8 protein-coding genes and 3 pseudogenes are annotated in these 11,999 nt (G+C 67.5%); 5 read left to right on the top strand and 6 right to left on the bottom strand.

All coding sequences use genetic code 11. From position 1 onward, the window contains the following. Positions 1 to 5 precede the first annotated feature (5 nt). From OG410_RS00590 to OG410_RS00580, 3 genes are all read right to left on the bottom strand, one after another. A complete protein-coding gene (locus OG410_RS00590; RefSeq protein ID WP_329297224.1) occupies positions 6 to 602 on the bottom strand; it encodes a transposase in 597 nt (198 codons plus the stop codon). 309 nt (positions 603 to 911) lie between these two features. After that, positions 912 to 3,824 (bottom strand): AfsR/SARP family transcriptional regulator, encoded by a 2,913-nt coding sequence (locus OG410_RS00585; RefSeq protein WP_329297223.1) that lies wholly within the window; start codon positions 3,822 to 3,824, stop codon positions 912 to 914. Between the two features lie 207 nt (positions 3,825 to 4,031). Then, positions 4,032 to 5,483, bottom strand: a complete 1,452-nt coding sequence (locus tag OG410_RS00580; protein WP_443063692.1) for an NF041680 family putative transposase — start codon at positions 5,481 to 5,483, stop codon at positions 4,032 to 4,034. A 581-nt stretch (positions 5,484 to 6,064) separates the two neighbouring features. On the opposite strand from OG410_RS00580, the gene OG410_RS00575 reads away from it, so the two are divergent. Continuing rightward, positions 6,065 to 6,475 (top strand): hypothetical protein, encoded by a 411-nt coding sequence (locus OG410_RS00575; protein ID WP_326783257.1) that lies wholly within the window; start codon positions 6,065 to 6,067, stop codon positions 6,473 to 6,475. 323 nt (positions 6,476 to 6,798) lie between these two features. Beyond that, positions 6,799 to 7,317, top strand: coding sequence for a pyridoxamine 5'-phosphate oxidase family protein (locus OG410_RS00570; RefSeq protein ID WP_329303982.1), 519 nt, complete (start codon positions 6,799 to 6,801; stop codon positions 7,315 to 7,317). Positions 7,318 to 7,434: 117 nt separating this feature from the next. Here the strand turns inward: OG410_RS00570 and OG410_RS00565 are convergent, their stop codons facing one another. Beyond that, positions 7,435 to 7,794 carry a winged helix-turn-helix transcriptional regulator gene (locus OG410_RS00565; RefSeq protein WP_329297221.1) on the bottom strand — a complete coding sequence of 120 codons (360 nt, stop codon included), beginning with the start codon at positions 7,792 to 7,794 and terminating at the stop codon, positions 7,435 to 7,437. A gap of 80 nt (positions 7,795 to 7,874) precedes the next feature. On the opposite strand from OG410_RS00565, the gene OG410_RS00560 reads away from it, so the two are divergent. Both OG410_RS00560 and OG410_RS00555 read left to right on the top strand, forming a co-directional pair. Beyond that, positions 7,875 to 8,579: an SDR family NAD(P)-dependent oxidoreductase gene (locus OG410_RS00560; protein ID WP_329297220.1), complete on the top strand. Its 705-nt coding sequence runs from the start codon at positions 7,875 to 7,877 to the stop codon at positions 8,577 to 8,579. Positions 8,580 to 9,061: 482 nt separating this feature from the next. Further along, a complete protein-coding gene (locus tag OG410_RS00555; protein WP_329297218.1) occupies positions 9,062 to 9,310 on the top strand; it encodes a hypothetical protein in 249 nt (82 codons plus the stop codon). A gap of 547 nt (positions 9,311 to 9,857) precedes the next feature. Here OG410_RS00555 and OG410_RS00550 read toward each other — a convergent pair. Continuing rightward, positions 9,858 to 10,396, bottom strand: a pseudogene (locus OG410_RS00550) (transposase); the annotation flags it as partial. 3 nt (positions 10,397 to 10,399) lie between these two features. On the opposite strand from OG410_RS00550, the pseudogene OG410_RS00545 reads away from it, so the two are divergent. Further along, positions 10,400 to 10,747 (top strand): annotated as a pseudogene (locus tag OG410_RS00545) (transposase); the annotation flags it as partial. A gap of 17 nt (positions 10,748 to 10,764) precedes the next feature. Here the strand turns inward: OG410_RS00545 and OG410_RS00540 are convergent. Beyond that, a pseudogene (locus OG410_RS00540) lies at positions 10,765 to 11,966 on the bottom strand (IS110 family transposase). Positions 11,967 to 11,999 lie beyond the last annotated feature (33 nt).

Genomic DNA, 11,999 nt, shown 5'->3' with positions numbered 1-11,999 from the left:
GCCCTCTAGTACTGCTGCACCCACACTCGCCGCAGAATTTCCACCTGCGGCAAACCCCGCAGCCGCGGCGGGGCCTGATCGCTGAAAACGGCCCTCAGCAGCCTCATTCCGTCTGCACCGACCTGCAGCGCGTACTCCTCCAGCGCTGCCTTGCCCTTGGGAAGTCGATGGTAGATGGCCGGACGCCCATACCGGTCCGCCCAATCAGCCGTGATCAACGGCGCCAGCCACTGCTCATCCGCCAGAGCCACCTGCTCCAGAGCGGCCCGCAGTGTCTCGGTGACCAACTCCGCCCGGTTCAGCTTCCGAACGGCCGCGAGCACATGCGTGGAGTCCGTGCGCACCGCACCACGCCGCTTGACCAGGCCCGCGGCCACCAGTTGGTCGACCATCACCGCCAGCAGCCGATCCGCCCGATCCTCTTGGGCCATACGGTCCCGGAACTCGCTGAGCACCGAATGGTCAAAGCCCGAATCATCCAACTCGAGGCCCAGACAGTACTTCCAGTCCAACCGGCAGCGGACCGCCTCGGCGGCCTGTCGGTCAGTGAGGTTCTCCGCGTACTGCAGCACCGACACCATCGCCAGCCGAGCCGGCGACAACCCCCGCCGCCCATCAGCCGGATACCAGTCGGCGAAATGCTAATCGGTGAACAACTCGTCCAACCGGTCACGCACCCACATGGCCGCCGTGCCCCGCGGATTGCTCGCCCGCGCCATCCGCATCGTCAACGGCGGAATCATCCGCCCCGAACCTGAACCCATCGACATCGCGGCCACCCCTCCGACCGCTCGAACCACCCCGCCCAAACCAGCGCAGCACACCGCACCGATCCACAGGCCGATCACGACATGACTTCACCGAAGCGAATGAAGATCACCAACAGCATCCCGACTACGGGCCAGAGCCGTTTACTGGACAGACCCGTCCATCGGCGTAAGCGCTTCAACACGGGCCGACGGCTCCCCGAAGGCCGGCCAAGCATCGAAAGCTGGGTCGAACGACGGTCTGGCTGACCGTTCCAGCTTGAGACGGACCGCCGCCGCTTCATCGTGCTGGAGCTCGGTCAGCAGATCCCAGGCGCGCTGCCACGCGTCCCGGGCGGTTCGCATGTGCCCGGCTGCCAGCTCGACGTCGCCGAGGTGGTCGAGCGAGTCAGCCTCGTGGTACCGGGAACCGACCTCTCGGCAGCCCTCCGCCGCTCGGCGGAAACATTGAGCCGCGCGCGTGAGGTCACCCGTCTGCTGGTGCACCACGCCCAGGCTGTCCCAGGTGAGGGCGAGACTGCGTCGGTCGCCCAGTTCCTCGAAGACCTGGCGTGCGGCATTGCACAGGGCAAGCGCCTCCTCGTACTCGCCGAACAGGGCCTTGAAGTAGCCCACATTGTTGAGGGCCTTGGCTTCGCCGCCCCGGTCGCCCACGCATCGGTAGAGAGCAAGAGCTTGCTCATTGTGGTGCAGCGCGTCCTGAGGGCGCTCCTGGCGTTCGTAGCGTCCGGCAAGGTCGAGGTGGACGTCGGCCTGGCCCAGCACGTCCTTCTCGGCGGTGAACAGGTGGAGTGCCTGCCGAAGATGAGTCTGCGCGTCGGCGCCCGGGACGCTCCAGTCCAGAGCGGCCGCCAGACTGCGGTGGGCCTGGGCCTGGGCGGTCGTATCGCCCGTTCGCTCCGCCGCCTCCAGCGCGACGGTCTGCGCCGCCACCCAGTCCTCCCAGTGCCCGCCCCAGCAGAGGAACGTCTTCAGCGCGTAGGCCAGCTGCCAGCACGTCTTGTCGAGACCAGCCGCACGGGCTCGGCGGACGGTCGCCAGGAGGGCCGTGTGTTCACTGGTGAACCAAGCCCGAGCTTCTTTGATGTCCGAGAGGTGCTCGGGGCGCACGCCCCTTCCGGGCAGAGGTAGATCGAGGGGCCGGAGCTGGGGATCCATCAGGAGCGCGGCCCGCTGTGCGGTGTGCAGGTAGTGCTCCGTGACCCGTCTGAGAGCGAATCGTCTGGTCGTGGTGGAGTCGACCTGTCTGCCCAGTTCCTCAGCGTAGACGCGCAGGAGGTCGTGGAAGGCGTAGCGGCCGTCAGCGCTCTCCGTGACCAGGTTGGCTCGGGCGAGCTCGGCCAGCATCGCTTCAGCCCGGGAAAGGGTGACGCCGCAGAGGCTGCTGGCCGCGGGAGTGGTGATACCGGGCCCGGGGTGGACTGCGAGCAGCCGGAAGAGGCGGGCCACGTCCATGTCCAGCGTCTCGTACGACCACGAGAGCACCGCGCGTACGTCGCTGCGGGCGTCGCTGCCGGTGAAGGCGTCCAGACCGTGGGCACGGCGCAGGCGCGCGACGAGTTGATCCAGGGGCGAGGCGGGTGTGACCGCCGCCTGGGCGCCGATGACGGCCAGGGCGAGTGGAAGTCGGGCCGCCAGTTCGACGGCTTCGTCCACCGCCCGGGGGTCGGTCACAGCGCGGGCGTGACCGATGCGGGCTATGAGAAGTTCTCGCGCCTCGTCGGGCGGCAGCACGTCGAGCGGTACCGGTTGAGCGCCTTCCACGGCGACGAGACCAAGGAGCTGGTCTCTGCTGGTCACGACGGTCAGGCTGGTCGCCGACCCGGCAATCAGCGGCCTCACGTGCTCGGCGTCCCGGGCGTTGTCGAGGAGGACCAGCAGGCGGCGTCCGTCTGTCAGCGTGCGGAACAGGGCGGTTCGGGCATCCTGCGACGCGGGAACGCGAGCGCGCTGCACGCCGAGCCCTTCTAGGAGACCGCGCAGTGACTCGTGCGGCGTCACCGCGGATCCGTCAGGCGCGAAACCGCGTAGGTCCAGATGGAGCTGGCCGTCCGGGAAGTCCGCGCGAACGCGGTGCGCCCAGTGCACGGCGAGTGCAGTCTTTCCCACGCCTCCCGGGCCGGAAAGAACGATCGGTCCTGTGCCAGCGTGCCGACGAGCATCGTCCAACAGGGCGTCCAGCCGAGCCAGCTCCGCTCGCCTGCCCGAGAAGTACCGGGGGGCGGGAGGAAGCTGGGCCGGGACGCCTGCTGCAGGTGTCCCTCCGACCGTGATGGCGGACCGGGGTTCTGGCGCGGGCTCCGGTCGGGAGAGCGCCGCTGTTGTCTTCGGCGGCTCGCCCGGGCTCTGCAGGATCTCTGCCAGCGCCTCCTGGACGGCGCGGCCCGGCTCGACGCCGAGTTCGTCAGCTAGGGTGCTTCGGAGTCGGTGAAAGACTGCCAGGGCTTCCGCCTGGCGATCCGCGCGGTGCAAGGCCACCATCAAGTGACGATGGAAACCCTCGCGCAGGGGATGCTGCTCGGTGAGCGCGTACAGCTCGGCCGCCAGGCCGTGGTGCCTCCCCAGGTGCAGTTCTGCCTCGCAACGCCATTCCAGCGCTATGAGCCTGGCCTCGTCGAACACTTTCAGGCGGGGGCCGTAGCACAGACTGTCCGCGAGTCCTGGAAGGTCCGCCACAGGACTCCCTCGCCAGAGCTCCAGCGCCGTCGCACACGCCTGGCGTATCGTCTCCCAGTCCTCGCTGATACGGGCGGCACGGGCCGTACTCAGCAGTTCCTCATGCTGATCGCTGTCGAGCTCGCCCTGATGGACTTCAAGGACGTACCCGGTCGGCACCGAGCGGAGCCGCCCACCGCCTTCCGGCCCGAGCGCTCTGCGCAGACGCGTGATGTGATTGTGCAGGGAGCTCGCGGCCGTCGCGGGCTGGGCGTTCCCCCACAGGACTGCCTTGAGTTCGTTCAGCGTCACCACCTGGCCGCGCCGCAGGAGAAGGACGGCGAGCAGGGTCCTGACATTGGTACTGCCGGTAAAGGGAGAGTCGGCGGTGTCATGTGCCATGAGAGGGCCGAGCAGGCCAAATCGCATGTGTGTGTAACCCCCGCACTCGAGTGGATCACGGATCGCGCGAACTTCGATCGATGGCCGATCACATAAGTGGTACGTCATGCAGGGCAGTTCGGACGAAGAGGCCACGCCCATTTTATGGAACGCTTGTCCGAACCTTCCGCGTCAACTGCCGAGCGGCACGCTCCCTCAGCTTGATCTTTATCCTCGCTGCTGTTTCAAGCGGATGTGTTCGGTGAGGGTGTCGGCTCGTTTCACGGTCTTCCCGGGTTCGTGTCGTGGGGCTGGCCTGCGGTTTTTCGAGCCGGGTGGGCGGCCGGGGCCGGGCTTGGAGGGTTTGGGCACACCTGCGGGAATGGCGGTCTTCGCGCGGAGGTGGCGGAACCCGCGGCGGACGCGGGCTGGGGTGAGCCGTCGGGGCTCGGCGGGCCGTTCCCAGGGGCGGCGGAGGTCCTCGGCGAGGGGCCGGGCGAGGCGGAGCTGGGTGTGGGCGGCGATGATCAGCCAGGTCCACAGGTCGGCGGTGTGCGGGTCGCGGACCTTGGGGACAGTCCAGCCCAGGGTCTGCTTGAACAGCCGGAAGGTGTGTTCCAGGTCGAATCTGCGCAGGAACGCCTGCCAGCGCAGGTCGACGTTCGCACCGGTCATCGAGGTCCTGGAGGACCATAGCCAGACCGGTTTCGGGTTGCGGTCTCCGGGCAGGTGATCGACCTTCAGCCGAATCAACGTGCCGTGGATCAAAGGAAGTTCACCACAGTGGTCCAGCCAGGGCCCGCGTGCTGTCAGACGCGGGTGCATTCGGTCCCAGGCGAGGACTTCGGTCTTGCCGTAGCGGGTGGTGTCGCAGGTCGTGGCCTGGTCGGGAGTGTGCCAGGAGTCCGGTTTGGAGAAAGTGAGGACACCGCCGTGCTTGCGGGGCTGCCCGCCGCGCGGGGTGGAACGCCGGGGGCCTGCGTCACGGAGCATGACCCGGTCCGAGCGCAGGCGGCCGACCAGCTCGACGGGCAGGTCCGCCAGGACGTAGGCGAGGCGGGTGACGTCGTAGCCGGAGTCCATCACGACGAGGATGTCCGCGTCGCCGGGCCTCCACTGCCCGGCCCGCACGAGCCGGACGACGACGGCGCGGAGCTGGGCGGCGGTCACCGCGGTGGCGTCGTCGGCCGGGCCCAGACGGACAGCGTCCAGCACGGCGGTCCACGAGGTGCGTCCCGTTTCCAGGGCGGCGACGAAGGAGTAGGGCCAGCCTGGGACGAACTGATCCGCGCTGCGGCCCCGCCCGTAGACGTGGCAGAAGAGCCGGTCCGGACTGGTCGGTGCGTCGGACCGCAGCCAGTTGCTCACATCGACCGCGAGGACGATCCGCCCGTCGGCCGCCCTCGGCAGCGGGGTGGAGGCCAGCAGCCGCCGCAGGCGGCGCGGTTCCAGCCAGCCGTGGTTGACCGCGTCGTACATCGCTCCGTGCCCGCGCCGATGCTCGGCCGTCAGCGTCAGCTCGACCAGCGACGTCACCGGACCATCCGCACATAGCACCGCGTCGGTCAACTCGAAGAGCGCATCCGCACGGCGGTAAAGGCAGTCGTAGAACTCGACACGAAAGTGGGACAGCACGCTCAGCGCGGCGTCAGCGGGACCTGCACAAGCCAGACTCTTCACAGCGGCCGTTCCTTCACGCGACGTTGCTCGACACCTCGAAGCGTGAAGAACGGCCGTCCTGCTGTCTCACGAAAAGGCCAAGATCAGCAGGTCAGGTGACCCGGCGAGGTTAAACGCCAAGCTCAGAGCAGTCCGGGGGCTCCACACAGGCGCTCAAAGCCGTCTGTTCATGCGCTGACCGCTCGTGGGCGTCCCGCCAGACTGGGGCATCGACGTGAGCGAGCAGGCCGCTCAGGCCCGGCCCGCGTCCCCCGTCCGCTATTTCCAGCCGTCTCGACTGTCAGGCGGTCCAACTGCGCCACCATGCACGCGCCTTCGCTGAGCCTCGCGCTGTGCCCGGCTGACTACGCCGTCGGCGGTCACCTGCCCAGGAACTTGGCTTCGTTTCTCTCCCCTTTCAGCCTGTAGATCATGACTGCAGCGGACGTTGGGGGGCTGATCAATACCTGTGCGAAAGGGGAAGTTAGCGCTCAGGATCTGATGGAAGAGCGGTGGTTGGCGCTCCGTTGGTCGCCTGTTGCCGCTGTCCCGGACGATCTCTCGTGTGCCGCGAACGCTGCACACGAGGGAGGGAACAGAACATGAACGCACGCACCATCGCGCGCCGGGCCGTTGTCGGAGCCGGCACTCTGGCCGGAGTCGCCACCCTGGTGCTGGGCAGCAGCGGGGTCGCCTCCGCCGAGACCGCGCGGTCCACGGTCTGGAGCAAGAACTGTTCGGGGACCTTGATGACGGAGTATGTTTCGGGCGGCGGGGGCTGGCAGGTCCGGAACTACGTGAACAACAGCAGTGGCAGCACCACTTGTTCAGGCTGGATCGACTGGGCGCCGGAGGGCAACACCAACCACTACTACGGTCTGCAGAACCGGATCTGGGTCGATTCGTGGAACAGCCTGGAGTCCACCTATATCCCGGACAACGCCCCCGCACTGGCACGGGTCTGCGTGCAGGCGAACGGCGACAACACCGCGCGCTGCACAGCCTGGTGGTAGGCCGTTGACGATCACGACGTGATCGTCACGAGTGGTGAAGCACTGGCTGCTACGGGCGGCACACAGGCCGGGGGTCCGGAACCGTGAGAGCGGTCCCGGACCCCCGGCCCGTCGTCGCGGTGACGCCGATTCAACGACCTCGTCCCGGGACTCCGGGTCTTCGCGGACGGATAGACGATCGTCTTGCCCGCGACTACGAAACTCACCCCCGCTCCGAAGCCATGATCCGCATTGCGATGATCGACTTCCCCATGAGGGTCTGCCAACGGTCGTGGCTGTCCGACCCCTGGGAGCCTGGGGACGGGAGCATGGGATGCTTGATCATGCCTGTGACTAATCCGTGGCTGGCCGGCCCGTCACCGAAGAAGCGGCTCGATCGCAAGCGTCTGGAAGAGCGCATACTCAACCTGCTGTCGTCGCAGAACATGTGCGTGATTGCGACGGCGGGATCTGAAGGGCCGCTCGCGACGCCGGTGCGGTACTTTCACCTCGACTTCGCGGTGATGTTCTCCACGGCCGCTGGTTCGCCGAAGATGAGGAACCTTGCCGCGGATCCCCGGGTGTCGGTAGGGGTATTCGCTCCGCTGGTCGGGCAGGCCAGCAGCCGAGGTGCCCAGCTCTTCGGTCAGGCTCGCGTACTGTCCGAGGCCGACGCGGACTTCGAGCACTACTGGCAGGCTTTCCGCTGGCAGTCCGACCATGTCGAGCGGTCGCGCTCTCTCGACGAACCGCCGTCTGGTCCGCTCGTCGTGATCGAGGCCGAGCGGATCGTCTATACCGAGCACTGGCTGCGGCGCGAGGGGTTCGCGCCGCGTCAGTTCTGGACCCGGGCGGACACGTAGACCCGGCGAGGTAGCCACCAAGGTGTTGATCTCCTGGCCCGGGGCCGGGATGGTACGGCTCGTGGGACCCTGGCCGTCGGCCGCGACCAGGGTGCATGCCGGCAGTCGGCTCATGGGTCAGAGAATCGGCCGGCGTGCTCGGGCCGCCTCGATGTCCGGGACATGCTCTTCGGCCCAGAGTCGTACGGCGCGGAGCGGGATGAGCAGAGAGCGGCCCAGGGGTGTCAGGGCGTACTCGACGCGGGGCGGGTTCTCGTCGTACGCGTGGCGGCTGATCAGACCGTCGGCTTCCAGGGAGCGCAGGGTCTCGGTCAGGACCTTCGGGGTGATGCCCTGGATGTGCCCCTTCAGTTCGGTGAAGCGGCGAGGTCCGTCGTCGAGGGCGTTGACGACGAACACCGTCCAGCGGGCGCCGATACGGTGCAGCACCGTGCGGCTCGGGCAGGTCGCCGCCATCACGTTGTACGCCTTGCCCATCGCTGCTCCCAGTTTCGTTGAAGATACCGGTATCAAATCCATACCGTGGTGCTCGATCCTACGAGAGGGAGTCGAGACACATGGAACGGATCCTGGTCATCGGTGGCGCACGGGCGCTCGGTGCGGCCGTCGCGAGGCGTGCGGCGAAGGACGGGTACGAGGTGGTTGTCGGTGCCCGCGACCTGGCTGCGGCCGACGTGCTGGCGCGCGAGATCGGCGCCACAGCGGTGCGGGTCGATCTGCAGGACGAGTCGACGCTCGCGGCCGCGGCGGAACGGCTGAAGGACGGAATCGACCACATCGTGACGACCGGTTCGGCGCCGCACGACGTTCGCGCGACCGAGCTGGATCGCGACAAGCTGCTGGCCGCGTTCACGGCGAAGGTGGTCGGCCCGATGCTGGTGGCCAAGAACTTCGCGCCGGTCCTGCGGCCGACCGGGTCGATGGTGCTGTTCTCCGGTGTGGTCGGCTGGCGCCCGGGGCCGGGATCACTCGTCAAGGGCGTCACGAACGGTGCGGTCGAGTACGCCGCCCGCCACCTGGCGGCGGATCTGGCGCCGGTACGGGTCAATGCCGTCTCGCCCGGTGTCGTGGACTCGGGCGCATGGGACCGCCTTGGTGACAACAAGACCGGCTTGTTGAGCAGGAGCGCGGCCGGAACCTTCGTCGGACGCCACGGCGAGACCGACGACGTCGTCGACACGGTGATGTGGCTCCTGCGTGCGGGTTTCGTCTCCGGCGAGACGATCCACATCGAGGGCGGCGCCCGCCACAAGTCCGCCTGATCGGCAACGGAGGTTCCCCCATCCCGGGGGAACCTCAGGACTCGACGTCCTGACGCTGGTGATCAGCATGATGGCTCGGGCCGCAGAACTCGGGCGGCTGGCGCATCGGACGCTGAGTTGGGCTAAAGCCCTGGAGACAGACGGTCCCAGCAGTCGCGCACCGCTCAGCCCGCCCGAGGTCGTCGCCCTGCACTTCCGGCAGCCCCGACGCAACGCGGCCTTCGACGCTTACCGCAAGAAGAAGGTCCCTGGAACACGAAATTCACTCGCCAGGGGCGACCGGAGTTCCACCGCCAGGTCCCGCGTTCCCAAACTGGGAACCGCCTCGGCGTGAACGCCGCCAGACAGAAGCCGACTGCCCTGACCGCTGACCCGCGTGAGCCTGAGAGGGCGTTATGTGAGGTCTCGTGCAGCGCGAGTCGCGGCAGTCGTGTGTGAGGCAGGATTCGGTCATGGATTTTCAGATCGAGTGGCCTGCACCCATGGACGAGTACGACTGGGCAATACAGGAGGCCAAGGGCTGGCTGGATGTCACCGTCGCGTGGGACGGTGACAGGCAGGTCGTCGAGGTGTACGACCCGGTTCGACTTGCACAGTCAGTAACCAGCGAGACTGCCCGGTTCGGGCACTTCAAGGCTAGGCGCCTGCTGGTGGTCCCGAGTGTCACGCGCGAGAACATCGAATCCGCCATCTCCGCGATCGCGGACGAAGGCTTCTTCGGTCACGGATAGCCCGACGCAGTACGGTGGCCTGGAACGGCCCCGCCAGCACCACACGGGACCGCTCGGAGGCGCGGCGACAGCGATGCATCGATGTAACCGTCGATACCTCATGCCGGCTGCCGTCTACGGACCTTCGCGTTGCACGCCGGGCTTCGTGGTGAGGGCGAACAAGCCCGCCTCGGGCTCGGTGAGGATGCCGCGGGCGACGAGCTTCGAACGCATCCCCTCTGTGTGTCGGGGATCGATGCCGCTGCCCAGAGCCTGGCAGACCTCCCTCGCTCGCAACCGACCGGCGCCACTGGTGAACACGGCGATGATCTGCGGGTAGGCAGGCGTGACTGGGGTGCGGGCGAGAGAGCCGGCTTCGGGTCGTCTTCCCCGGCCAGGGCCAAGACGGTCTCGCGCGTGCATGCCCAGCGATCGTGTTCGCGCTCAGCCGTCGTGAGGGCGACGGAGAGCTTGTCGATCTGCTCGCGCAGGTCGGCGATCTCCGCCTCGGCAGCGGCCTGGCGGGCGGCGAGCCTGTCGAGCAGCAACGGGATCGTGAGCGGGCTGGTCACGCCCACCGCCAGGGCAGGGTGCGCTCGTGTGTCAGCCGCCGGGCCATGTTCGCACTCGCGGCCCAGTACACCCGGGAGGCGGTCGAGTCCGGGTCGTGTTCGTAGTCGCGTACCAGTCGGCGGTGCAGTATCAGCGTGCCCTGCGTCTGCTCGACCACCCATCTCTTCGGTAGCGGGCGAAACTCGGTCTCGCCGTTCAGGCGGGAGACAACCTCCACGTCGATTCCGACGGTGGCGCCGTGGATGGCGACCTGGTCTTTGAACCCGGCATCGACGAACGCCTTGGACACGCTCGCGTTTTCGGCCGAGACTTTCGACAGCAGGGCGGTGCCGATCTGGTTGTCGTGGGCGTTGGCAGCTATGACCACGACCGAGATGACCAGCCCTATCACGTCCACGGCGAGCCCGCGTTTGCGTCCAGGGGTCTTCTTGCCGGCATCCAGGCCCGTCGTCGTCTTGGGCACGCCAGCCGCCGCCCGCACCGACTGCGAGTCGAGCACCACCCGCTCGGGTCCTCGGCCCGTCGAGCATGTTGGTTATGGGGCGGGGTGCGTGGAGTTGGATTGTTCCGGACGGGCTGTGGGAGATCGCGGAGCCGCTGATCCCGTCGTCGAAGGTGCGGCCGCAGGGTGGCGGGACGCAAGACACGCCTGATGAGACGCTGTTCGCGGCGATCATCTACGTGCTGGTCAGCGGGTGTGCCTGGCGGGCTTTGCCGCCGTGCTTCGGGATATCGAAGTCGACCGCGCATCGCCGGTTCCTGATCTGGTCCCGGGCGGGAGTGTGGGGTCGGCTGCACGAGGAGATCCTGCACCGCCTGGACGACGCCGGCCTGCTCGACCTTTCCCGAGCGGTCCTCGACTCAGCTCATGTGCGGGCGAAAAAGTGCCCCTATGGCTTTCGTCAAGCCGCGGTAGTGGGTGCAGCCTCGTAGAACGTGCCGTCGCGGAGCATCGCGAAGAGCACGTCAATGCGGCGTCGGGCGAGGCAGACGATCGCGGCGACGTGGTGCTTGCCCTCGCGTCGTTTCTTGTCGTAGTAGGCGCGTGAATCGGGCTGGGACAGTGAAGCGAACGCGGCGAGGTAGAAGGCTCGCTTGAGCTGTTTGTTGCCTCGCCGGGCCGGATGCTCGCTGCGGATCGAAGAGTCGGAGCGGCGGGTGGCGGGAGCCAGACCTGCGTAGGCGGCCAAGTGTCCGGCGGTCTTGAAGTTGCTGCCGTCGCCGACATCGATGAGGATCCGGGCTGCGGTCCTGACTCCGATGCCGGGCATCGAGATCAGGACCTGGAAAAGAGGGTGTGCCTCCAGCGGTTCCTCGATCTTTGCGGCGAGACGTTGACGTTGGTGGAGCACGGCCGTGAGCGAAGCAGCGAGGCTGGGGACGATCAGCGCCGCAGTATCGGTGCCCGGGACGACGACGCTCTGTTCGTCGAGTGCGTCGAAGATGTCTGCGACGAGTCGTTCGGCCATGCGCGGCGCTTTGGGCCGCAGCATGGATATCAGTCGTTGCCTGCCGGCCTTCTTCAACTGGGCTGGGGAGCCGTAGCGTTCAAGAAGGAACAGGACAGCCGAATGATCCAGCCGAGCACCCAGGACCCGCTCGAGTGACGGGTGGATCTGGGTCAGCAGCCCTCGCAGACGGTTCTTGGTTCTGGTGACCTCGCCGGCCAGATCGTCGTCGAAGCCCACCAGCATGTTCAGCTCGGCAACGGTCTCGTCGTCCGGTGCCAGATCCCGCAGTGTGTGCGGATGGTCCTGGCGGCGTCCGCGATGATCGCGGCGTCCCGGGCGTCGGTCTTCGACTCACCGGGGTAGAGGTCGGCGATCCGCCGCATCGTCAGCCCCGGAAGGTAGGCGACACGACAGCCAACATCTCGTGCGACGGCCAGCGGCAGTGCTCCGATCGAAGCCGGCTGGTCCACCACAACCAGCACCGTTCCATGCCTGGCCTGCAGTTTCACGAACAGCTCACGCAGTCGCGGTTCGCTGTTGGGCAGCGGCTTGTCGAACACCTTCTTGCCCACCGGAGTCAGTGCGGTGCCGTGATGCTCCTCCTTGCCGACGTCCAGACCGAGGTAGACATCGATCTCGCTCTCGTCGCTCACAGGCCCCTCCCAAGCAGCCTCTTCCCGGCCTTG

Origin of the sequence: Streptomyces sp. NBC_00659 (assembly GCF_036226925.1) — a bacterium.
GTDB lineage: Bacteria > Actinomycetota > Actinomycetes > Streptomycetales > Streptomycetaceae > Streptomyces.
Note: the sequence above shows the minus strand (reverse complement) of the source record. Positions and strands in the feature narration are given on the sequence as shown.